The sequence below is a fragment of the Qipengyuania sp. SS22 genome, from assembly GCF_025736935.1.
Lineage (GTDB): Bacteria > Pseudomonadota > Alphaproteobacteria > Sphingomonadales > Sphingomonadaceae > Qipengyuania.
In genome coordinates, this window is record NZ_CP107048.1 from 723,515 (window position 1) to 744,036 (window position 20,522).

The 20,522-nt window shown below is 63.3% G+C and carries 20 protein-coding genes and 1 tRNA gene; 16 read left to right on the forward strand and 5 right to left on the reverse strand.

The window, feature by feature from the left end; all coding sequences use genetic code 11:
* Positions 1–3: 3 nt before the first annotated feature.
* Positions 4–1,083, forward strand: coding sequence for a serine hydrolase domain-containing protein (locus tag N6L26_RS03525; protein WP_263606669.1), 1,080 nt, complete (start codon positions 4–6; stop codon positions 1,081–1,083).
* Here the strand turns inward: N6L26_RS03525 and N6L26_RS03530 are convergent.
* Positions 1,080–1,838 carry a flavodoxin family protein gene (locus tag N6L26_RS03530; protein ID WP_263606670.1) on the reverse strand — a complete coding sequence of 253 codons (759 nt, stop codon included), beginning with the start codon at positions 1,836–1,838 and terminating at the stop codon, positions 1,080–1,082. The two genes, N6L26_RS03525 and N6L26_RS03530, sit on opposite strands and share 4 nt — an antisense overlap.
* Before the next feature lie 203 nt (positions 1,839–2,041).
* Between N6L26_RS03530 and N6L26_RS03535 the strand changes: the two genes are divergently transcribed.
* Positions 2,042–2,929, forward strand: a complete 888-nt coding sequence (locus N6L26_RS03535; protein WP_263606671.1) for a fructose bisphosphate aldolase — start codon at positions 2,042–2,044, stop codon at positions 2,927–2,929.
* A 3-nt stretch (positions 2,930–2,932) separates the two neighbouring features.
* On the opposite strand, the gene N6L26_RS03540 is transcribed toward N6L26_RS03535, so the two are convergent.
* Complete coding sequence (locus N6L26_RS03540) at positions 2,933–3,322, reverse strand: hypothetical protein (RefSeq protein WP_263606672.1); 390 nt, start codon at positions 3,320–3,322, stop codon at positions 2,933–2,935.
* A 77-nt stretch (positions 3,323–3,399) separates the two neighbouring features.
* Here N6L26_RS03540 and thiE point away from each other — a divergent pair, with 77 nt between their 5' ends.
* The 3 genes from thiE to N6L26_RS03555 are packed head-to-tail and all read left to right on the forward strand — an operon-like array spanning position 3,400 to position 6,036.
* Positions 3,400–4,023: a thiamine phosphate synthase gene (thiE, locus tag N6L26_RS03545; protein ID WP_263606673.1), complete on the forward strand. Its 624-nt coding sequence runs from the start codon at positions 3,400–3,402 to the stop codon at positions 4,021–4,023.
* A 52-nt stretch (positions 4,024–4,075) separates the two neighbouring features.
* Entirely contained in the window at positions 4,076–5,323 is a 1,248-nt protein-coding gene (locus tag N6L26_RS03550) for a L,D-transpeptidase family protein (protein WP_263606674.1), read from the forward strand.
* A gap of 17 nt (positions 5,324–5,340) precedes the next feature.
* Positions 5,341–6,036: a M23 family metallopeptidase gene (locus N6L26_RS03555; protein WP_263606675.1), complete on the forward strand. Its 696-nt coding sequence runs from the start codon at positions 5,341–5,343 to the stop codon at positions 6,034–6,036.
* On the opposite strand, the gene N6L26_RS03560 is transcribed toward N6L26_RS03555, so the two are convergent.
* A complete protein-coding gene (locus N6L26_RS03560) occupies positions 6,037–6,405 on the reverse strand; it encodes an elongation factor P (RefSeq protein ID WP_263606676.1) in 369 nt (122 codons plus the stop codon).
* 142 nt (positions 6,406–6,547) lie between these two features.
* On the opposite strand from N6L26_RS03560, the gene efp reads away from it, so the two are divergent.
* From efp to N6L26_RS03590, 6 genes are all read left to right on the forward strand, one after another.
* On the forward strand, positions 6,548–7,108 hold the full coding sequence (gene efp / locus N6L26_RS03565) for an elongation factor P (protein WP_253516300.1): 561 nt from the start codon (positions 6,548–6,550) through the stop codon (positions 7,106–7,108).
* 4 nt (positions 7,109–7,112) lie between these two features.
* Entirely contained in the window at positions 7,113–7,463 is a 351-nt protein-coding gene (locus N6L26_RS03570; RefSeq protein WP_263606677.1) for a hypothetical protein, read from the forward strand.
* 10 nt (positions 7,464–7,473) lie between these two features.
* On the forward strand, positions 7,474–8,295 hold the full coding sequence (locus N6L26_RS03575) for an inositol monophosphatase family protein (RefSeq protein WP_263606678.1): 822 nt from the start codon (positions 7,474–7,476) through the stop codon (positions 8,293–8,295).
* A gap of 43 nt (positions 8,296–8,338) precedes the next feature.
* Positions 8,339–8,422, forward strand: a tRNA-Leu gene (locus tag N6L26_RS03580).
* 84 nt (positions 8,423–8,506) lie between these two features.
* A complete protein-coding gene (locus N6L26_RS03585; protein WP_318173616.1) occupies positions 8,507–10,270 on the forward strand; it encodes an SLC13 family permease in 1,764 nt (587 codons plus the stop codon).
* Positions 10,271–10,393: 123 nt separating this feature from the next.
* Positions 10,394–11,725, forward strand: coding sequence for an amidohydrolase (locus tag N6L26_RS03590; RefSeq protein WP_263606680.1), 1,332 nt, complete (start codon positions 10,394–10,396; stop codon positions 11,723–11,725).
* 84 nt (positions 11,726–11,809) lie between these two features.
* Here N6L26_RS03590 and N6L26_RS03595 read toward each other — a convergent pair whose 3' ends face one another.
* On the reverse strand, positions 11,810–11,992 hold the full coding sequence (locus N6L26_RS03595) for a hypothetical protein (protein WP_253522912.1): 183 nt from the start codon (positions 11,990–11,992) through the stop codon (positions 11,810–11,812).
* A gap of 20 nt (positions 11,993–12,012) precedes the next feature.
* On the reverse strand, positions 12,013–13,611 hold the full coding sequence (locus N6L26_RS03600; protein ID WP_263606681.1) for an isocitrate lyase: 1,599 nt from the start codon (positions 13,609–13,611) through the stop codon (positions 12,013–12,015).
* Between the two features lie 148 nt (positions 13,612–13,759).
* Between N6L26_RS03600 and N6L26_RS03605 the strand changes: the two genes are divergently transcribed.
* The 5 genes from N6L26_RS03605 to prsR all read left to right on the forward strand — a co-directional run bounded on the left by N6L26_RS03605 (position 13,760) and on the right by prsR (position 20,514).
* On the forward strand, positions 13,760–15,142 hold the full coding sequence (locus N6L26_RS03605) for a helix-turn-helix domain-containing protein (protein ID WP_263606682.1): 1,383 nt from the start codon (positions 13,760–13,762) through the stop codon (positions 15,140–15,142).
* 80 nt (positions 15,143–15,222) lie between these two features.
* Entirely contained in the window at positions 15,223–15,516 is a 294-nt protein-coding gene (locus tag N6L26_RS03610; RefSeq protein WP_263606683.1) for a hypothetical protein, read from the forward strand.
* A 137-nt stretch (positions 15,517–15,653) separates the two neighbouring features.
* Positions 15,654–17,039 (forward strand): TIGR03013 family XrtA/PEP-CTERM system glycosyltransferase, encoded by a 1,386-nt coding sequence (locus N6L26_RS03615; RefSeq protein WP_263606684.1) that lies wholly within the window; start codon positions 15,654–15,656, stop codon positions 17,037–17,039.
* Complete coding sequence (prsK, locus tag N6L26_RS03620) at positions 17,039–19,147, forward strand: XrtA/PEP-CTERM system histidine kinase PrsK (protein ID WP_263606685.1); 2,109 nt, start codon at positions 17,039–17,041, stop codon at positions 19,145–19,147. The genes N6L26_RS03615 and prsK overlap by 1 nt, the downstream gene beginning before the upstream one ends.
* Positions 19,147–20,514: a PEP-CTERM-box response regulator transcription factor gene (gene prsR / locus N6L26_RS03625; protein WP_263606686.1), complete on the forward strand. Its 1,368-nt coding sequence runs from the start codon at positions 19,147–19,149 to the stop codon at positions 20,512–20,514. Before prsK ends, prsR begins: the two co-directional genes overlap by 1 nt.
* Positions 20,515–20,522 lie beyond the last annotated feature (8 nt).

A 20,522-nucleotide genomic window follows, 5' to 3' on the forward strand; every position in this document is an offset into this window, starting at 1 on the left:
TCTGTGCGTTTTCTCTGCCTGCTCGCTCTGCTTCTGCTGCCCTCTGTCACGTTGGCGCAAGAGGGCGATCCGGTGGATGAGTTCGTCAGTTTCGACCGCTTCCTGGCCGAGTTCCGCGAAGAGAACAGCGTCCCGGCCCTGAGCGCGGTGATCGTCCGTGACGGGCAAATCGCGTGGGAAGGCTATTACGGCTGGGCCGATGACGAAGGCGAGGTCGCGACCAGCGCGGATACGACCTACAAGATCGCTTCCACTACCAAGCCCATTGCCGCCACGGCGATCATCGCCGAGGCACTGGCGGGCGGGCTGTCGCTCGAACTGCCGATGAGTGCGGACGAAGGCTTTGCCGATACCTGCGACTGGCTGTCGCAGTCCCCGATCCCCTTCGGCAGCGGCGGCGAGGACCGGCATGGCAATACGATGCCAGCAATGGATTGTGCCAAGCCGCTGACGCTCTCGCAAATGCTCGACATGCGCGCCAATGGCGACGTCTTCGTTTATAACCCCATCGCCTATGCGCGGATCGATCGCGCGATCCGCGGTGCAGGTGGGCGCGATCTGCGCGCCATCGTGCGGGACCGCGTCGCCGAGCCGGCAGGAATGCGCGACGTAGCGCTCGGCTGGCGAGACCCCGAAGGCGGCGATGCGCTGCGGTTTCTCGCGCCGCCTTTCCACCCGGTCGATGGCCGTCTGGTCAAACAGGTCCTGCCCGATGACGATTTCCGCGCGGCGGCGGGGATCATCGCCAGTCCGCTACAGATGGCGCGGTTCGATATCGCCTTCGATACCGGCGTGCTGATTCCGCCAGAGTTGATCCGCGAACTGGTCGACACCGACATCGGCCCATTGGGCGATTACCGGCGCGGGTGGTTCCTCGAGGACTGGAACGGCCAGCGCCTGCTCTGGCACTCGGGTTGGAACGAGCAGAAGGGATCTGCGCTCTACGTCAAAGTGCCCGGAAAGCGACTTACGCTGATCGTGCTCGCCAATACCGAGGCGATCTGGTGGGGCAATTCGCTGGTCAAGGCCGAGGTCGCCGAAAGCCCGATCGCGCAGCGCTTCCTCGAGGATTTCGCACGCTAGCGATATTCGGGATTGGGCGCGTCGAAGCGGCGGCCTTCCTTCCACAAATCGACCGAATTGCCCCACGCCGGGATGCCGCCCGCATCCTTAAGCATGCGCGCCATGTGCATCAGGTTCCAGGTCATGAAAGTCGTGTTGCGGCGGGTGAAATCGTTGTCGAACCCTTCATAGCCTTCGCCATCTTCCTTGGCATCGCCATAGCTGGGACCCGGGCCCGCTTCGCCGATCCATCCGGCATCGGCCTGCGGCGGGATGGTGTAACCCACATGTTGAAGCGAATAGAGCACGCCCATGCCGACATGCTTGATGCCGTCTTCATTGCCGGTGACGATGCAGCCGCCGACCTTGCCGTAGAAAGTGTATTGCCCCTTGTTGTTGGTCTGCCCCGAATGCGCATAGAGGCGTTCGATCAGCCGCTGGCAGACCGAGCTTTTTTCGCCCAGCCAGATCGGCGTGCCGATCACGAGGATATCGGCGGCAGCTACCTTGTCCCAGATCGCGGGCCAGTCGTCTTGCGCTGCGCCATGTTCGGTCATGTCGGGATAGACGCCGGGCGCGATCGCGTGGTCGACCAGTCGCACCTGTTCGAGCGAGACTTTGTTTCGCACCAGGATCGCCTCGGTCACGCCCAGCAGCTTGTCGGTATGCGACCCCTCGGGCGAGGGTTTGAGCGTGCAATTGATGGTCAGCGCCTTGAGGTCCGAGAAATCGGTCTGATTGTCGTCGCACAGCGTTTCTTGCGTTTGGTCGAGCATGCATTCTCCTTCGGTCTGCTTGGGATACGCATGGGCGGCGAGATAGTTACGCCGTGGGGTTCAATGACGTGTCGCGCAGCACTTCGCGCGGCCTGCCTGCGGCCGGACGATTAGTTGCACCGCGTAGTTGCAGGCTTACGGGCGCTTTTGTATGCGGCGCGCATACGATTGCAGGTCCATTTTCCAAGTGACGGGGTTTCCAGATGACTTTCGAAGAGATGAAGGCGCGTATTGCTGACGGCCAGGGCTTTATTGCAGCGCTCGACCAGTCGGGCGGTTCGACCCCCAAGGCGCTCAAGGGCTACGGCGTCGAAGACGGTGCCTGGACCAGCGAAGACGAGATGTTTGGCCTGATCCACGAAATGCGTCAGCGGATCATCGAGAGCCCCTGTTTCGGCAATGGCAAGGTGATCGGCGCGATCCTGTTCGAAAAGACCATGGACGGAAACAGCGGCGGCAAGAGCGTGCCCGCGCGTCTCAAGGAGCGCGGCATCGTGCCCTTCCTCAAGGTCGACAAGGGGCTTGAGGACGAGCGCGACGGCGCGCAGCTGATGAAACCCAACCCCGGCCTTGAAGCGATGTGCAACCGGGCGCGCGACCTCGGTGTGTTCGGCACCAAGATGCGTTCGGTCATCAAGTCGGCCAACCCCGTCGGCATCAAGGAAGCCGTCCGCCAGCAGTTCGCGGAAGGCGCGCGGATCCTGTCCTGCGGTCTCGTTCCGATGCTCGAACCCGAATACGATATTACCGCCGCCGACCGTGCGGATGGTGAAAAGATCATGCTCGAAGCCATTGAGGAAGGCCTCGTGGCATTGCCCGAAGGCCAGCAGGTCATGCTCAAGCTGTCGATCCCCAAGGAAGCGGGGCTTTATGGCGGGCTGACCAATCACCCCAAGGTGCTGCGCGTGGTCGCGCTTTCGGGTGGCTATTCGACCGACGACGCCTGCCGTGAACTGGCGAAGAACCCCGGCATGATCGCCAGCTTCAGCCGCGGTCTGCTGCAGGATTTGCGCGCCACGCAGGACGATGCCGAATTCGACGCGACGTTGTCCGCCGCAATGGACAAGATCCAGGCAGCCAGCGTGGCCTGAGGCTCAGCGCTTTTCGAACGTAAAGCGGTATTCGCCGGTCGGGATTTCCCGGTCGGTGGTTTGCCCGGGCGTGCCCGACACCAGCACATAGGTCCGGCCCATCACCTCATAGGGTTCGCCCAGCGTCAGCGGGGTGGTCTGCGCCCAGTGGGTGGCCGCGATGCGGGTCGAGACGGTCAGCTTGCCCGCCCAGACGCAGCGCGCGTTGATCGGGCACCGGCTGTCCTCGGTCACCGCCAGCGGCGTCAGGATCGCATCGCCCGTCCATACTGGTTGGCCGATGGCGACGGCGCTGCCTTGCGAGGCCGCATCGCCATTCGCGCGCGGGGTGTCGGGTATCACCGCGCAGGCGGCGAGCGGGGCGAGAAACAGGGAGGCGAGAAGGGCTTTCATGCAGGCGATAGAACGCGCCGCCGCTTTCACCTGCCTGAACAGGTGACGAAACCCGCCGAGCGCATTAGGGCGGCCCGATGACCGATTGCCAATTGTATCTTATCTCGCCGCTCGACGTGTCGGGCGACTTTCCCCAGCGGCTCGAGCGCGCGATCACGGCGGGGCCCGGGGTCGTTACCGCCTTCCAGTTCCGCGTTAAGGGGCTCGACCAACATGAGGCGGCGCGTTTGGCCGAGCCGCTGCAGGCGATCTGCGCGGCGCATGACGTCGCTTTCATCGTCAATGACGATGTTGCGCTGGCGAAGCGGCTTGGTGCCGATGGCGTGCATCTGGGGCAGGGCGATGGCGAACCGCGCGATGCCCGCGAGGAACTGGGCCGCGAGGCGCAGATCGGCGTGACTTGCCAGGCGTCGAAGCATTTCGCGATGGAAGCGGGCGAAGCCGGCGCGGATTACGTCGCTTTCGGTTCGTTTTTCGACAGCACGACTAAGGCGAGCGAACACCGGGCCGAGCTGGAAATCCTCGAATGGTGGAGCAATCTGTTCGAGATCCCCTGCGTCGCGATCGGCGGGATCACGCCCGCCAACTGCCGGCCGCTGGTCGAGGCCGGGGCCGATTTCCTTGCCGTGTCCGGGGCTGTCTGGAACGGCGATGAAGTGGCTGCGGTGAAAGCCTTTTCGGAGCAAATCGTCGCGGCGTGAGTTGGCTATGCTGAAGGGGCGGTCGCGTCCCGTATTTCAGGAGAGCCCCCTCATGCGCACCCTTATCCTCGCCGCCGTTTCCTCGCTCGCACTAGCTGCCTGCAGCACGCAGGGGGCCGAAGACGAGCAGGACGCCGATAGCGTCGCCAGCGCCGAGAGCGGGGAAGACCACGGCTACGAGACCTATGGTGCGGACAATCACGCCGATACGATGGCATCGAACGACGACGCATCGGGCGACCAGGCGCAAACGACCGACATTCCTGATCCCGAAGACCGACCGATCATGCAGGCGCAGGTGGTGCTCGATCGCGTGGGCTTTGGTCCCGGCGTGATCGATGGCAAAATGGGTATGAGCACCGAAAACGCGCTGCGCGGGTTCCAGGAAGCGAATGACCTCACCGTCACCGGGAAGCTCGACGAAGCGACCAAGGGCGCGCTTTCCGAATGGGACCGCATCCCCGCCACGCGAGTGGTGTCGATCCCGGCAGGCTGGGGCGAGACAAGCTATACCGATATGCCCGAGGATGTCGCGGAGAAGGCCAAGTTGGAGCGGCTCGGCTATACCTCGCTCGACGAGCGGCTGGCGGAACGTTTCCATACGACGGTGGAGGTGCTCGAACAGCTCAATCCCGGCGGCAAGCCTGCGGGGATGGGCGGGACCGAGTCCACGAATTCGCGCAGTGCGAGCGCCAGTACCACTCCCACCGCATCGCCCACGCCGCGCGCTAGCGGGACCGGCTCATCCAGTGACGCGCCTACCGCAGGTCTTTTCGCCGCGGGCCAGCTGATCCGCGTGCCCAATATCGGCGCCGACCGGATCGCGCCGCGCTCGGTCGAGGATAGTGACTGGCAGCGCACGCTCGCCTCGCTCGGTGTCGGATCGGAACAGCCATCGGTCGACCGCATCGTTGTCAGCAAGGCGGGCAAGACGCTCAAAGCCTATCAGGGCGAAAAACTGGTCGCGCTGTTCACCGTCAGCTCGGGGTCGAGCGAATTCCCGCTCCCGCTGGGCGAATGGGACATCGTCGGCGAAGCGTACAACCCGCCCTACAGCTACGATCCCGAAGTGCTCGGCAATGGAGACGGCGAAACCTATACGCTGGCACCGGGGCCGAATTCGCCGGTCGGAATCGTCTGGATCGATCTCAGCAAGGAACATTACGGCATCCATGGCACCCCCGACCCGGAAACCATCGGGCGCGCGCAGAGCAGCGGCTGCGTCCGGCTGACCAATTGGGACGCGGCGCGCCTTGCCGGGATGGTGTCGCAATCGACACAGGTGCTTTTCGAAGCCTGAGCGGTTAGGGTCTCCGCATGAACATCGTCGACCGCATCCTGACCATTGTCATCACGGCCACCATCACCAGCGCAATCTGGATCGTTGCGGGTGGAAGTCTGATCGAGAATGCGACCAGCACCGGCCAGCGTGAAGCGACGCGGCCCGCAGAAGCCGCGCCGAGCCCAAGCCCGAGCGCAAGCGACGCGTCATCGGATGGCACGGGTACGGATAGTGAAGTGCTGGCGGTCGGCGCGCTCGATGCGCAATTGGCGGCGGCGCCCAGCGCGGCGCAATCGCGGCAATTGCTGATCCCGGTGCAGAATATCCGCCCCGCCGATCTCACCGATACCTATAGTGATTCGCGCGGCGGCGGTACGCGCCTGCACGAAGCGCTCGACATCATGGCACCAAAGGGCACCAGCGTGCTGTCGTCCGCGCCCGGCACGATCGAGAAGCTGTTCCGCTCGAAAGCCGGGGGGAATACGATCTACGTCCGCTCGACCGATGGCGAGACGATCTATTACTACGCCCATCTCGATGCCTATGCCGAGGGATTGCGCGAAGGCCAGCGCGTACGCCGCGGTCAGCGGCTGGGCACGGTGGGAAGTTCGGGCAATGCCTCTGCCGAGGCCCCGCACCTGCATTTCGCAATCCTGCAGACGACTGCGGATGCCGAATGGTGGGAGCCCGCCAATGCGGTCAATCCCTATCCTTTGTTCAACCCCGACTAGTCAGTCCTGAATCGGGCCGACGCGGTGGCAGCGCAGGCGGCCCAGCTTGCCGTCACGGCCGACTTCTTGCAGCAGGCCTGAGCCGAGCCGCATCATCTTGGTGCCGCGCATCGGGCCGCGGGTGAAGGTGATCTTCTTGCCTTCCATCAGATAGGTGCCGGCACCGCGCACGGTACGATAGCTCGACCCGCCGGTGATCGCGAAATCGCGGCCCTCCTGTTCGACCCACGCAGCGCCGCTCGCATCGCCGGGCAATGCGCAGACATATTCGCCCTGGTCGAGCAGCAACAGCCGTCCCTGCGCCATGGCAGGTCCGTGGGCGAGGCACGCCAGCGCGGCGAGCAGGGTGAGTTTGGTAAGCTGTTTCATATCATCCGTCCGACTATGCATATAGCAACGCCAACCGCAGTTTTCCACTCGCTTGCCCGCGCGGCCTCGCTCGGCTAAGGCGCGCCGCACACAACCGCCCGATGGGCGGCCTGCTCTTTTACAAGTCGAAGGTAGCTTCCCCATGAAGATCAGCGGCGTGGACATTCGTCCGGGCAACATCATCGAATACGAAACCGGCATCTGGAAAGTCGCCAAGATCCAGCACACGCAGCCGGGCAAGGGCGGCGCGTATATGCAGGTCGAAATGAAGAACCTGCAGGACGGCCGCAAGACCAATGTCCGCTTCCGCAGCGCGGACACGGTCGAAAAGGTGCGCCTCGATACGGCCGAGTATCAATTCCTTTACGAGGATGGCGACATGCTCGTGTTCATGGACCAGAGCACCTATGAACAGATCACCCTGCCGAGCGACCTGCTCGGTGACGCACGCGCCTTCCTGCAGGACGGTATGCAGGTGAAGCTCGAGCTGTGGGAAGAAAAGCCCATCTCGGTCGAACTGCCCGCCCAGATCGAAGCCGAAATCGTCGAGGCCGATGCGGTAGTGAAGGGGCAGACCGCCTCGTCCAGCTACAAGCCCGCCGTGCTCGACAATGGCGTGCGCATCATGGTCCCGCCGCATATCGAAAGCGGCACGCGGATCATCGTCGATGTCTACGAACAGTCCTACGTCGGCAAGGCGTAAGCTCATGGGCAAATCCATCGCCAGCCGGTTCGAGAACATCGACATCACCCGCAGCGTTCTGCGCGCGGTCATCATCAACGATGATGAGCTGACGCTGGAAATGGATTTCTGCCTCGATGAAGCGCATCCCGACTACGAGGCGCCGGGCGCCGACGAAGACTGTTGCTTCCACCCCGGCCTTCTCAAGTTCGCCGGGATTTCCAAGCTGGGGCTCGACCGCGCCGAAAATGCAGGCGAAACCAAGCGTCGTTTCGCCATCCAGTCCTTTAATATCGAGGGCACGAAGTTCGACATGGCCTGCGAGTGGGGCGATATCCACCTGCAGGCGCGTTCGATCCGCGTCCTGACCGAATAAGAGAGTTTCCATGGCCGTTTTATCGGGTGTCATCCGCGTAATGGAGAAGGCCGCGCGCAAGGCGGGCGGCCGTCTGCGGCGCGATTTCGGCGAGGTCGAGCACCTCCAGGTCAGCCGCAAGGGGCCGGCCGATTTCGTCTCCAAGGCCGACCGTATCGCCGAACGCACGATCTATGACGAACTGCTAGCCGCACGGCCCGATTGGGGCTTCGTGATGGAAGAGGCAGGCATCATCGAAGGCGACGAGAACAAGCCGCGCTGGATCGTCGATCCGCTCGACGGCACCAGCAACTTCCTCCACGGCATCCCGCATTTCGCGATCAGCATCGCGGTGCAGGAACCCAAGCTTGGCGGCGGGGGCTGGGACGATGTCAGCGCTGCGGTGATCTACAACCCGGTCACCGACGAGACTTTCTGGGCCGAGAAAAGTCGCGGGGCTTGGCTGCATGACGGACGCCTGCGCGTGTCCGCGCGCCGCGGCCTGTCCGAAGCGCTGATCGCCACCGGCATTCCTTTCCAGGGCCATGGCAATTTCACCGAATGGTCGAAGATATTCGCGGCCATCGGTCCGCAGGTCGCGGGGATTCGCCGGTACGGCGCCGCCTCGCTCGATCTCGCGTGGCTGGCTGCGGGCCGGTTCGACGGCTTTTGGGAAAGCGATCTCAACGATTGGGACACCGCCGCCGGCTGCCTGATCGTGCGCGAAGCGGGCGGGTTCGTCTCCGATTTCCGCGGCCGTTCGCAGCCCATTCATGCGAAGCAGGTCCTCGCTGCCAATGATACGCTGCATTCGAAATTGCACAAATTGCTGGCGAATGCGCTGAAGGCTTGATGCCTGCACGGGGCGCGGCTAATCCCCGCGCTCCCGACCCAGTGCCCCTGTGGCGGAATTGGTAGACGCGCTCGACTCAAAATCGAGTTTCTTTGAAGTGCCGGTTCGAGTCCGGCCAGGGGTACCAAACTAAATCCTTGCGTATCGCAGGATAAACTGGGATTTCGGCGGTCGGATGATCGGGGTTCCTTCCTACCATGCAATCGCCGCAATGGGCATTACCATCGCGATGTTTATTGCCTTCGCCCGTGGGCGCATGTCGGTCGAGATCATCTCGCTGATGACGATTGCCGTGATTGCGGTTGGACTGTATTTCTTCCCGCTCCCGGACACCCAGCCGACCGACGGGCTGAGCCTCGCCTTCTCAGGTTTCGGTCATTACGCGCTGATCACCATCTGCGCGCTCATGATCATGGGGCGGGGGCTGGTGGTTACCGGCGCGCTCGATCCCGCAGCGCGGTTCCTGGAGCGCTTGTTCAAGATCAACCTCCAGCTCGGGCTGCTGTTCTCGCTGGTGGTTACCTTCCTCCTGTCGATGGGGGTCAACAACACGCCGGTGCTGGTGCTGCTGATGCCGATTTTCGTGCATCTCGCGATGCGCGGCGCAATGGCGGCCTCCAAAACGCTGATCCCGCTCAACGCCGCTTCGCTGATGGGCGGCATGGCGACCACCATAGGCACCTCGACCAATATCCTCGTGGTTTCGATCGCGGTGGACTTGGGGATGCCCGAGATGGGCGTCTTCCACTTCACCCCAATCGTGCTGGTCGCATCGCTGGTCGCGCTGCCGTTTGTCTGGATCGTCATGCCACGTCTGCTCGGCGACAACCGCATTGAGGCGGTCCACGCCCAGCGGCTGTTCGAGACGCGGCTGCGCGTCACCGAAAATTCGATCCTTAACGGGCGCGAGCTGTCGGACCTGGGATCGCGCCTGCCGTCGGGGATCGAGTTCCACGAGGTGCCCGTGGGCCTGCTGCGCCCGCAGCACCGCCTGCGCATGACCGGCACGCATGAAGCGATCGAGGAAGCCATGGCGACCTTGCGCGGCGATGCGGCGCCCAGCTGGGTGATCGACCGAATCCGTCGCCGCTCGGGTGAGACCGGCACCGACATCGCGGTCGGCGAGATGATCGTGACGGCGGATTCGCGCCTGATCGGGCGGACGCTGCCCAGTTCGGGCATTGCCGATCTCTATGGCGTCGCGGTGATCGGGACGCATCGCCCCGAACGGCTCGTGGGCGAGAAGGAACAGTTTTCCGAAGGCGGCGACCTGCGCTTCGCCGAAGGCGATGTGCTGCTGGTGATGGGCCTGCCCGACGACATGCAGCATTTCGCCCGCGCCGACAGCCTGTTGCAGCTCGAAGGCATGCGCGAACTGCCGCGCCGGTCGAAGGCCACGCTGTCCGCTGTGATCATGGGTGGCTCGATTGCGCTCGCTTCGGTCGGGCTGATTCCGATCGCGATTGCCTCGCTCGCGGGCGCCATCCTGATGTTCGTGACCGGCTGCGTGAAGTTCGACCGGGTCGGCCGCGGGCTCTCGGGCAGCGTCATCGTGCTGGTCGCAGCCAGCATCGCGCTTGGCCGGATCATCCTCGACAGCGGCGCGGCCGACTGGATCGGGACGGTGATGGCAGTGGGGCTGGACTATCTCTCCCCCGCTGCCGCGCTGGCGGCGATCATGCTGGCGATGACCTTCCTCACCAATTTCGCGTCCAATGCCACCGCCGCCACCGTCGGCACACCGATTGCCTTCGCCATCGCCAGCAAGCTGGACCTGCCGCCCGAACCGCTGGTGCTCGCCGTGCTGTTCGGCTGCAACCTGTGTTACGCGACCCCCATCGCCTACCAGACCAACATGCTGATCATGGCCGAGGGGTCGTACGAGTTCAAAGACTACGTCCGGACCGGGGTCCCGCTGGTGCTGATCATGGTCACCATGCTCTCGCTCGCGCTGGTGGTAACCTACGGGCTGTAGGCTTTCCTACGGCAGCCGGGTCTGCAAGACAGGCATTCCGGAAAACCGCGGCGATACAGCGGCGGCGAATTCTGCCCATGGACCCCGTTCCATGTGTTCCATCGTGTAGGGAGACCAGAACCCATGTCCAAATTCGTTCCAACCAGCCTTGCCGCACTCGCAATGGTGCTGGCTGCGCCTGCTCAGGCCAATGATCTGCGCAGCGATCTGGCCGAAGACATGCCAGGCCTCATGGAGCTCTACCGCGATCTCCATGCGAACCCCGAACTGAGTTTCGAAGAGCATGAGACCGCAGCCAAGCTGGCCAAGCGAATGCGCGATCTGGGCTTTGAAGTGACCGAAGGGGTCGGCCGGACCGGGGTTGTTTCGGTGATGGCCAATGGCGAAGGACCAACCGTTCTGCTGCGCGCGGACATGGACGGGCTGCCGGTGGTCGAACAGACCGGCCTGCCTTACGCGTCGAAAGTGACTGCTACCCCCGCCAGCGGGGTCACCACCGGGGTCATGCATGCCTGCGGGCACGATACGCACATGGCGGGCTTCATCGGTGCGGCGCAGCTGCTGGTCGAGCACAAAGACACATGGCAGGGCACGCTGGTCATGGTGCTGCAGCCGGCCGAAGAAATCGGCCTGGGTGCGCTCGCGATGATCGAGGACGGGCTCTACACCCGCTTCCCCAAGCCCGATTACGCGTTGGCGTTCCATGATGCCGCAGCGCCTGCGCCCGCAGGCACCATCGGCTATACGCCGGGCTATGCGCTGGCCAATGTCGACAGCGTCGATATCACGGTGAAAGGCGTCGGCGGCCATGGCGCCTATCCGCACACCACGCGCGATCCCATCGTCCTGGCGAGCGCGATCGTAATGAAGCTGCAGACCGTGGTCAGCCGCAATTCCTCACCGCTCGATCCGGCGGTGATCACCGTGGGCAGCTTCCATTCGGGCGCCAAGCACAACATCATCAGCGATGAAGCCAAACTGCAGCTCACTGTGCGCAGCTATTCGGACGAAAGCCGCCAGTTGCTGCTCGACGGGATCCGGCGCGTGGCGCGCGGCGAGGCGATCACCGCGGGCCTGTCCGAAGAACTGATGCCGACTGTGACGGTCGAGGATCCCTATACCCCCTCGACCTTCAACGATCCCGACTTCAGCGAGAGCATCGCTACCGGGTTCAAGCAGCGCTTCGGCGAGAACCGGGTGATGCAATGGCCAGCGGTTATGGGGGGCGAGGATTTCAGCCAGTTTCGCCGCGCTGCGCCCGAGGATATCAAGTCGATGATCTTCTGGATCAGCGGCACCCCGCAGCCGATGCTCGACGCGCTGAAGAACGACGGCACGTCGCTGCCTTCGCTTCATTCGCCCTTCTGGGCTCCCGATGCGGAAAAGGTGATTGCAACGGGGGCCGAGGCATTGGCCAGCAGTGCGATCGACCTGATGCCGCGCACCGGCAGCTAGGACAGCAGACAAAAATGTGGCCGCCGGAGCGTTGGGGACGCTCCGACGGCCTATTCTCCTCCCCAGGAGAACTTGGTGTGGGGTTTAACCGTCCGCCGGGACGTAAGTGCCGAGGCGGTGGTGCAGCGCGTTGATCTTCGCCAGTTCCTCGCGATCCTCGGTGGCCCGCGCATAATGCGTCAGCGCGGTGCGCAGCAGGCGGAAATCGGCGGTCGAGAACAGCGCCCTAGCGCGGCCCGGTTCGGTCTTCGGAGTGTCGTCTGTCATGGTCGTCATCCTTCCTCTCCTTAGGCGGCAGCGAACTGGTTCATGGTATTGTCCTTGCCGCCGGCCTTGAGAGCCGCTTCTCCGGCAAAGTAATCCTTGTGGTCGTCGCCCATGTCCGAGCCAGCCATGTTCTGGTGCTTCACGCAAGCGATACCCTGACGGATTTCTTCGCGCTGCACGTTCTTGACATAACCGAGCATCGCCTGCTCGCCGAAATATTCCTTGGCGAGGTTATCGGTGCTGAGCGCAGCCGTGTGATAGGTTGGCAGCGTGATCAGGTGATGGAAGATACCGGCGCGCTTTGCGGCATCGGCCTGGAAGGTGCGGATCTTCTCATCGGCTTCGGCGGCCAGTTCGGTGCCGTCGTAATCGATGCTCATCAGCCTGTCGCGATCGAAGGCGGAGACATCCTTGCCCGCTTCGGCCCAGGCGTCATAGACCTGCTGGCGGAAGTTGAGCGTCCAGTTGAAGCTGGGCGAGTTGTTGTAGACCAGCTTGGCATTGGGGATCACTTCGCGCACCTGATCGACCATGCCGGCAATCTGCTCGACGTGCGGCTTCTCGGTCTCGATCCACAAGAGGTCGGCACCCGCTTCCAGCGCGGTGATGCAGTCGAGCACGCAGCGGTCTTCGCCGGTTCCCGGACGGAACTGGTAAAGGTTGCTGGGCAGGCGCTTGGGCGCCAGCAGCTTGCCGTCGCGGCTGATGAAGACCTGGCCGTTCTTGATGTCGGCTGCATCGACTTCGTCGCAGTCGAGGAAGCTGTTGTATCGGTCGCCCAGATCGCCGGGTTCCGTCGAATAGGCGATCGACTTGGTCAGGCCGGCGCCGAGGCTATCGGTGCGGGCCACGATGATGCCTTCGGGAACGCCGAGTTCAAGGAAGGCATAGCGGATCGCGCGGATCTTCTGGTGGAACTCCTCATGCGGCACGGTGACCTTGCCATCCTGGTGGCCGCACTGCTTTTCGTCCGACACCTGGTTTTCGATCTGCAGCGCGCAGGCGCCGGCTTCGATCATCTTCTTGGCCAGCAGGTAGGTCGCTTCGGCATTGCCGAAGCCGGCATCGATGTCGGCAATGATCGGAACGACATGCGTTTCGTGCTCGTCGATTTCCTTTATCAGGCGCTGCGTATTGACCGCGTCATTGGCTTCCTTCGCCGCGTCCAGTTCGCGGAACAGGCCGCCCAGTTCGCGGGCATCCGCCTGGTTGAGGAAGGTGTAGAGTTCCTCGATCAGGTTGGCGACGCTGGTCTTCTCGTGCATCGACTGATCGGGCAGCGGACCGAATTCGCTGCGCAGCGCGGCGACCATCCAGCCCGAGAGGTAGAGGTAACGGCGCTTGGTATTGCCGAAATGCTTCTTGATCGAGATCATCTTCTGCTGCGCGATGAAGCCGTGCCACGTGCCCAGCGATTGCGTGTAGTTCGCTGGGTCACTGTCGTAGGCGTCCATGTCCTCGCGCATGATCTTCGCGGTGTAGCGTGCGATATCAAGACCGGTGCGAAACCGGTTCTGGACGACCATGCGCGCAGCGCTTTCGGCATCGATGGCACCCCAGGGTGCGCCGTTGGCGGCGATGGTTTCGTTCAGTTCACTGATCCGGTCCGAATAGGCCATGCGGAATAATCCTTGTCGTATAAGAGGGTAATCGTTGGACCCTTGATGGCGGAGCGAGCCGCCGGACGACAGGATAATTGACAAGAAATCTTGTCTATCGCGGCTATTTTGCGCTATTGAGCGTGTAAAGTAGTCAAGAAAGTTACAAATGACTGACGAGGCACTCTTTGCCGGACCGGCCATCCGCCGCTTGCGCAAGCGGGAGGGGCTGACCCAGGCGGCCACCGCCGCGCGGCTCGATATTTCGCCGAGCTATCTCAATCTGATCGAGCGCAACCAGCGGCCGGTCAGTGCGCGGGTGATGATGCAGTTGGTCGAACAGTTCGACTTCGATCCGCGTTCGCTGCGCGAAGACGAGGCGATCGGCGGGATCGACGGGCTGGCGAGGCGCTTTGCCGACGAACGCTTTGCCGACCTCGGGATCGATCGCGAGGAAATGCAGGAATTCCTCGCGCTGGCCCCGCAAGCAGCAGCGGCCTTTGCACGGCTCTACGACAAGGTGGCCCCGGCGGGTGGCGCGAGCGATGACCCACTCTCCGCCTCGCGGCGCGAAATCGAGCGATGGCGCAACCATTTTGCCGATCTCGACATTGCCGCGGAAGAACTGGCCGACGACATGCGCCTTTCGCGCGGCGACATCGGCCTCGCGCTGACCGAGCGCTTACGCGAGCGGCACCAGCTGTCGGTGCGGATCCTCCCACGCGATGTGCTGCCCGACAGCCTGCGCCGGCTCGACCTCCATGCGCGGCAGGTCCAGCTCTCAGAGATGCTCAGCATTCCTTCGCGCAACTTCCAGCTCGCGCTCCAACTTGCCCAGCTCGAATTCGCCGACGGGATCGGCGCGGTCGCCAAAGGGGCGCGGTTCGATGACGAGGTTGCGCGCGCATTGTTCGCCCGCCATCTGAATGGCTATGTCGCTGCGGCGCTACTGATGCCCTACGGCCGGTTCCTGCGCGCCTGCGAGGCCACCGGGTACGACCTTCCCGTGCTCGAACGCCGTTTCGGGGTCAGCTTCGAACAGCTCGCGCATCGGCTCACCACCCTCCAGCGTGTCGGTCAGCGCGGCCTGCCGTTCTTCATGGTCCGGCTCGACCGGGCGGGGCAGTTCTCGAAGACCTTTACCGGGGCGAGCACGGCACTGTTCGTCGAATCCGGTGCCAGTTGCCCGCTGTGGCACGCCCATCGCGCCTTCGACCGCGCAGGCGACCTGCAAGTGCAGTTCGTCGCGCTCGACAATTCGGGCGACCGTGACGGCGGGTGGCTGACCATGGCGCGAACGGTCGAAGGCAGTGGGGCCCCCGGAGAAGCCCAGTTCGTGGTGGCGGTGGGTATCGAAGCGGTCCTGGCTGCCGATCTCGCGCAATCGCGGGGCATATCGCTGCGGCCGGACGATGCCCAGCCGATCGGTCCCGGGTGTGCCAGGTGCCACCGTGCCGGGTGTAGCCAGCGTTCACTGCCCCCGGCAGGTCGCAAGCTTGCCTTCGATACGGTTCGCCGCGGCGTAACGCCGTTCGAATTCGCGCCCGATTAGCCGCCATCCGCCTACCCCCGGGGAACCGCGGGCGGATTTGCAGCGTTTTCGGCTCATTACAGTCGCAGGGGCACACTATCATGACCGAAGAACGAATTACCGAAACCACCGATGCAGCGGGCAATACCCATACGACGCATACGGTCGTTTCGGACGGGGAAGGCCGCCGGGGCGGTACCAATTGGGTGCTGGTCCTCCTGGTGCTTGGCGTCGCCATCGTGGGCTTCCTCTTCATCAGCCAGATGAACAGCGCCGAAGTGGCCAAGGACGATGCCATTGCGGGCGCTGCCAATGAAGTCGGCCAGGCCGCCAGTCAGGTGGGCGAAGCCGCCCAGAATACAGGCGAGGCGGTCGAGGAAGCCGTCACCAACTAGATTGTATTGACGATAACGAAAGGGCGGGGAGCTTGCGGGTTCCTCGCCCTTTTGCGTGAGAGTGTAAAATTTACCGACGGTTCATCCCTGTCTGCTAGTCAAGGTTTCCGACACCAGCAATTCGCGAGCCGGACCGAATGATCCGCCTGTTCAAGCACTACATCTCCTACAATGTCGTGCTGCTCTCCCTGATCGATCTCATGCTGCTTTCGCTCGCGGGCGAGGCGGCGTGGCGACTGCGCGTTTGGCAGATCGGGATCAGTGATGGCCAGTTCTCGGATCGCGTATTGGAGATCGGCGGCTTTGCCGGGGTGATCTGGCTGGCGATGATCGCGGTCGGGGCCTATGGCCCCGAGGCCTTGCGCTCGATGCGCTTCGCTACCGCGCGGCTGCTGGTCGCGGTCAGCCTCGGCGTACTGGCGATATCGCTCATGAATTTCTTCCTGCCCGGATCGGCGTTGTGGCGTTCGGTCCTGCTCTACGCGATGGGCATTGCGATTGTCGTGCTCATCGCCAACCGGATCCTCGGCAGCAGGATGCTGGGCGTGGAGACATTCCGCCGGACCGTCCTGGTGCTTGGCGCGGGCGCGCGGGCGGAGCGGCTTGAACGGCTTTCGCGCCGCCCCGAGAGCGGCTTCGCCGTCGGTGCTTTCGTGGCGATGGGGGAATCGGAGCCGACTCTTGAGACCGCCGTACCGCGCGAATCGATTGCCGACCTTGGTCGCTTCGTCGAGCGGGTTGGGGCTACCGAAGTGGTCCTCGCGCTGCAGGAGCGGCGCAATTCGCTGCCGCTCAAGGACCTCCTGAGAGTCAAGACCAAGGGCGTTATGGTCAGCGATTTCTCGAGCTTTCTCGAGCGCGAATTGGGCCGTGTCGATCTCGACACGCTCAACCCCAGCTGGCTGATTTTCTCCGACGGTTTCTCCTCCGGTCGCCGGCTGTCGAGCATCGGCAAACGCCTGTTCGACATCCTCGTCAGTCTGGTGATCCTCATCGTTGGAATACCGCTGGTGGCGATCTTCGCCATATTGGTGAAATTGGAAAGCAAGGGACCCGCCTTCTTCCGGCAGACCCGGGTCGGGCTTTACGGTCAGGAGTTCACGCTGGTCAAACTGCGCTCGATGCGCACCGATGCCGAGGCTAACGGAGCGAAGTGGGCGGACAAGGACGATCCGCGCATCACCCGTGTGGGCCGCCTGATCCGCACCGTGCGCATCGACGAATTGCCGCAGGTGTGGAGCGTACTGAAGGGGGAGATGAGCTTCGTTGGCCCACGGCCCGAAGTGCCCGCTTTCGTGGTCGAGCTCGAGAAGGAACTGCCCTTCTATGCCGAGCGCCACATGGTCAAACCCGGGATCACCGGTTGGGCACAGATCAATTATCCCTATGGCGCCAGCGTCGAGGATTCACGTCAGAAACTCGAATACGACCTGTATTATGCCAAGAACTACACACCCTTCCTCGACATCATCATCCTGCTGCAGACCGCACGGGTGATCATCTGGTCTGAGGGAGCGCGCTGATGGGCTGGATCGCAAGCTTTTCCTATATCGGCTATTCGCTGGGCGCGGTGATCTGCGCGCTGGCGGCGATCTGGATCGGACGCAAGGGCGACGCGCTGCGTGCCGACCGTACGCCTGCGGTCGTCGCGCTGGCGCTGACTGCGAACTGGTGCTTCGCCGCTGCCAGTTTCGAGCCTGGTCGACCGATTGTTGAACTGACCGAGATCGCGCGCAATCTCGCGTGGCTGTTCATGCTGTTCCGCCTGTTCGGTAATGACGGACGCGACGAGACGCTTCGGCTGGTCCGCCCGGCGGTTTTTGCACTCGGCTTTGTCGAAGTCCTTCAATTCGTCCTGTTGCTGATCGCGAGGCGTTATGCGGTAACGCCCGAACTGAGCGCGCTGACTTTCGAAACCGCGGCGCTGTTCCGCATAATGGTCTCGGTGGGCGCGCTGGTGCTGTTGCACAATCTCTATGCCGGCGCTGCCGCTTCATCGCGCCAGATCCTGCGCTGGAACGCGGCTGCACTGGCCGGGATGTGGGCGTTCGATCTCAATTACTTTACGATCGGCTACATCACCGGCGCGTTGCCGGGTGAACTCGCCGCGCTGCGCGGGGTGGCTGCCGCCTTGGTGGCCGTGCCGTTCGCGCTGGGCTTCAATAGCCGGTCGCCCGATCTGGAGTTCCGTCCGTCGCGAGCGGTGACCTTCCGCTTCCTCTCGTTGCTGGTGATCGGGATCTATTTCGGCCTGATGCTGGGGCTCGCCCGCTGGCTCGATATGCTCACAGGCGATCTCGCGCGGATGACGCAGGTCGGCCTGATCATCACCGCCAGCGCTTTGGCGCTCATCTGGCTTCCTTCGGATCGGCTGCGCGGATGGCTGCGGGTCACTGCGATCAAGCACCTGTTCAAGCACCGCTACGACTATCGCAATGAGTGGATCCGTTTCACCGATACGATCGGCACCACCGGCTTTGACAACATCAGCCTGCAGGAACGCACCGTGAAGGCGCTGGCCGATATCACCGATAGTCCCTCGGGCGTCCTGCTCGTACCCGACGAAGATGGCTCTTTCGAACTCGCCGCGAACTGGCGTTGGTCGAATGTCGAGATTCCGGCCCGCGCAGCCCCGGCCTCGCTTGGCGTTATTCTCGAAAGCAGCGAGTTGATCATCGCGTTTGACGAAGTGCGCGACGGTGTGGACCATCGCGGAGAGCAGGCCGCGGTTCCCGACTGGATGCGTAACGACCAGCGTGCCTGGGCGGCGGTTCCGCTGCTACACTTTGATCGCCTCGTCGGCTTGGTTATCCTGTCGCGCCCACTGATCGAGCGCCGGCTCGACTGGGAGGATTTCGATCTGCTGTCGGTCGTCGGTCGCCAGCTTGCCAGCTACCTCGCGGAACAGGCTGGACAGGCTGCGCTGCTCGAAGCGGGGCGCTTCGACGAATTCAATCGCCGCATGGCCTTCGTGATGCACGACATCAAGAACCTGTCGAGCCAGATGTCGCTGCTGCTGCGCAATGCGGAGAAGCATGCCGACAAGCCCGAATTCCGCAAGGACATGCTCGTGACGCTGCGCAGCAGTGCAGACAAGCTCAACACGCTGCTCGCGCGCCTCGGACGCTATGGTCCGCCGGGAACCGAGAAGCCGCGCCAGTTCGATCTTGCCGACACGGCGCGGCAGGCGGTCGAACGGCTGGGCAAGGTCCACCCGGTAGCGGTGCTCCGCACCGAGCCGGTCGCGGTCGAGGGCAATCCCGACGCGCTCGATCAGGCGCTGGTGCATCTCATCCAGAACGCGATCGATGCGAGCGATGCGAACAGTTCGGTCATGCTTGAGGTCTATAGCGATGGGGTTTCGGGCAAGGCGACGGTGATCGACAATGGGCGTGGCATGTCGCCGCAGTTCCTGCGCAACGGCCTGTTCAAACCGTTCGTCTCCTCGAAGCCCGGAGGCTTCGGCATCGGTGCGTTCGAGGCACGTGAATTGATCCGTTCGATGGGCGGGCGGCTGGATGTCGAATCGCGCGAAGGGCTGGGAACGCGGTTTACCATCAGCCTGCCGCTCAAATCGGCGGCATCCATTATTGGTCGAAGCCAGTCGGCAGAGGGGAATGAGGTCGCATAATGGGGGAAACCAAACCCAAACTGCTCATCGTCGAGGATGACGAAGGTCTGCAGGCGCAGCTCAAATGGGCCTATGACGACTTCGATGTCGTGATCGCCGGGACGCGCGCGGAGGCGCTGACTGCCTTGCGTGCGGAGGAACCCGCGGTGGTCACGCTCGACCTTGGCCTGCCGCCCGATCCCGACGGCACCAGCGAGGGTTTTGCCGTGCTCGAAGCGATCATGGCGATGAAGCCCGACACGAAGGTAATCGTCGCGTCAGGCCACGGTGCCCGCGCGAGTGCGCTGCGCGCGGTGGAGCAGGGCGCCTATGATTTCTACCAGAAGCCGCTCGACATCGACACGCTTGGACTGATCGTCCAGCGCGCATACCGGCTGCATCAGATCGAGAATGAGAACCGCCGTCTCGCCGAAAAGGTCGGCGAAGACCGGACTGTGCTCGGCTCGATGGTCACCGCTGCCCCGGAAATGGCCAAGGTCGCGCGGACGATAGAACGGGTCGCGCCGACCAATGTTTCGGTCATGCTGCTCGGGGCAAGCGGGACGGGCAAGGAATTGCTGGCCCGCGGCGTCCACGAATCGAGCAACCGCCGCGAGGGTGCCTTCGTCGCAATCAATTGCGCGGCGATTCCCGAAAACCTGCTCGAGAGCGAATTGTTCGGGCATGAACGCGGCGCCTTCACCGGCGCGGTCAAGATGACCGAGGGCAAGATCGAACTGGCCGACGGGGGCACGCTGTTCCTCGACGAGGTCGGCGACATTCCGCTGCCCTTGCAGGTGAAGCTGCTACGGTTCCTGCAGGAACGCACGATCGAGCGGATCGGCGGGCGCAAGCAGATCCCCGTCGACACGCGGATTGTCTGCGCCACGCACCAGGATCTCGAATCGATGATCGGCGCGGGCACGTTCCGCGAAGACCTGTTCTACCGGCTTGCGGAAATTGTCGTGAAGGTGCCGACGCTGGCGGAACGCCCGGGCGATGCAGTGCTGCTTGCGAAGCATTTCGTCACGCGTTTTGCCAAGGAGATGAACCCGCAGGTGAAGGGCTTTGCGCCCGATGCGCTGGCGGCGATCGATGGCTGGAGCTGGCCGGGCAATGTGCGCGAGCTCGAAAACCGTATCAAACGCGCGGTTATCATGGCTGACGGCAAGCTGGTGTCTGCCGAAGACCTGGACCTGACGCAGGATGCTGAGGGCGGCGGCGATATCGCCCTCAACCTCAAGGCGGCGCGCGAACAGGCGGATCGGCGGATGATCCGACAGGCGCTCGCCCGCAGCGAAGGCAATATCTCGAATACCGCCAAGCTTCTCGGGATCAGTCGACCGACCTTGTACGATCTACTCAAGCAATATGATCTTCAGGCGTGATCTCGGAC